Raw genomic sequence first — 2577 nt, 5'->3', positions numbered from 1 at the left:
TCATCCGATCCATGAGGATGTCCGGCCGGCATACCGGTTTACACCATCGTGAGGAGACGTCACATGCAGAAGATCACCCCGTTCCTTTGGTTCGACGGCCAGGCTGAAGAAGCCGCCAATTTTTATACATCCATTTTCAAGAACTCGAAGGTCCTCGCCATCAATCACTATGGGGATGGAGCGCCAATGCCGAAAGGCACGGTCATGACAGCGCAGTTTGCACTGGACGGGCAGGAATTCGTCGCCCTGAACGGCGGCCCGCATTACCACTTTACTCCAGCCATTTCGTTTGTCGTGAATTGCGAGACTCAGGAGGAAGTCGACTATTACTGGAACAAGCTGACCGACGGCGGAATCGAAGTTCAATGCGGGTGGCTGCAGAATAAATACGGCATGTCGTGGCAGATCGTTCCGACCATATTGCCGCAACTGTTAAGCGACCCGGACCCTGCTCGTGCGCAGAAGGCCATGACGGCCATGCTGCAAATGAAGAAGATTGATATCGCCACCTTGCAGAGAGCAATCGCAAGCGCATAGCCTGGCAGGCCCGACAGCTCAACGGTCCATGATGATAGATCCGGGACCGATGCCCGAAGCCCCCGGGTGACGCTCGCTGTCCGGATGGCGGACATGCAGGAGCGCTTCGCGCCGCATGTTCGATCTGCGATAAATCGACGCGTGCCGCAACCCTGGACAAATCTGCTGGCCGTCATCGACATTCCCGTACATCTGATGTTCCACCACCAGATTCCGGATCCATCCACACCCTTCCCATACCGATTTAGCCATTAATCAGGCTAACCTATCGGCATATTGGCATATCGGCATATAGCCGAACCGCAACTCCAAGATTGCGCGGTTTCGCAAGGGCATGGGTTGCATCATTTCGCTCCCCTTGACCCTGATCAATTGCGATACGTCAATGCTCATACATTGGCATATCGAATCGTAGAATTCAGGCTGATCCGCCCTGCTTTGCCAAGATATGGCAGGCATCCGAAGCCGCCGTACCGACATGTCGTTCTAAAACTAGGTAAGATTCAACGCGAATCCGTACCATCGAAAAACGACCTTTTACAGACGTCATTGCATAGAAACAGAAAAGCGGCTTGCATCTTTCCGATTAATTTCAATTTCTTGAGAAAATTTTTGGAGCGAGTGTAAAAGTAGGTAATACGCAGCGCTCATCACAACAATGAAAATCACACCGAAAGAGGCCGGAGAAAACCAGCCCGCGTATCACCAAACTCACTCCGTCGCGGTCGGCCTGGAAAGCAGCTATCGCCCGCTACTGGAGTCGATGGAACAAGGTTTCTGCATACTGGAAATGCTTTTCGATGACGAAGGCAATCCAGCAGACTACCGATTCATCGACATGAACAGCGCATTCTCGCGGCATACGGGATTAATTAACGCCATTGGAAAGACGGCGCGCGAATTGGTGCCTGATCTCGACCCGTACTGGTTCAATACCTATGGACGCGTGGCATTGACCGGCGAACCGATCCACTTTGAAAATGAAGCACCAGCGATGAACCGGTGGTTCGATGTGTACGCCAGCCGGCTGGGTAATGCCGATAGCCGGAAAGTGGTTCTATTCTTCAATGACATCACCTTCCGCAAGCAGGTCGAAACTGAACGCGAACAATTACTCAAGCAGTTGACGGTTGCCAGCAACAGGCTGACCGACGTATTCCGGAAAGCGCCCGCATTCATGTGCGTGCTGCGCGGACCCGAGCATGTCTTTGAAATGAGTAACGAACGGTACCGGCAGCTCATCGGCGACCGTGATCATATCGGTCGGCCGATAAGGGAAGTGCTGCCCGAACTGGAAGGACAAGGATTCTTCGAGCTTCTCGACCAGGTATTCCGCACTGGAGAAACGTACACACGCAACGACATGCGGCTTCTGCTGCAGCGCCATTCCGACACGCCGGCGGAAGTGCGATATTTCGACTTCATGTACATGCCGTTACGGAATGCGAACGGCGAAGTGACCGGTATTGTCGCGCAGGGCGTCGACCTGACTGACCGGAAAATCGCCGAGGAGCGACTGCGCCTGCTCGACGCGGTGAGCATGGCCACCCGCGACGCAATGGACCCGCAGACCGTGATGGTCGCTACGACCAGGCTGCTTGGAGAACATCTGTCGGTTACGCGCTGCGCCTACGCCGATCTTGAACCCGATAACGATCGTTTCACGATTCGCCACGACTGGACGGCGGGCGGAGTGGCCACGACCGTCGGCACCTATTCGCTGAATCTCTTCGGCCCCCGCGCGGCATCGGAGATGCGGAACGGACAGACACTCGTCGTACGCGATATCGACCGGGAGCTATCCCGCTCCGGGGGAGCGGACATGTTCAACGCAATAGGCATCAAGGCGATCATCTGCTGCCCGCTTGTCAAGCACGACCGGTTGGTGGCAATGATGGCGGTCCATAGCGATGTGCCCCGCGAATGGTCATCGGAAGATATCGCGCTGGTGCAGGAAGTCGCAGAGCGCTCATGGGCACACGTGGAGCGCGTGCGCAGCACCGAAGCGCTACGCGAAGCAGACCAGCGAAAAACCGAATT

General features: G+C 55.3%; 2 protein-coding genes. Both read left to right on the top strand.

All coding sequences use genetic code 11. The features are described from left to right. The first annotated feature begins 63 nt into the window (after positions 1–63). A complete protein-coding gene (locus tag VGU61_RS21430) occupies positions 64–537 on the top strand; it encodes a VOC family protein (protein ID WP_326861346.1) in 474 nt (157 codons plus the stop codon). 658 nt (positions 538–1195) lie between these two features. Continuing rightward, a partial coding sequence (locus tag VGU61_RS21425; protein WP_326861345.1) for a PAS domain-containing protein occupies positions 1196–2577 on the top strand: 1382 nt, incomplete at its 3' end.

The sequence above is a fragment of the Noviherbaspirillum sp. genome (assembly GCF_035944575.1).
GTDB lineage: Bacteria > Pseudomonadota > Gammaproteobacteria > Burkholderiales > Burkholderiaceae_D > Noviherbaspirillum.
Note: the sequence above shows the minus strand (reverse complement) of the source record. Positions and strands in the feature narration are given on the sequence as shown.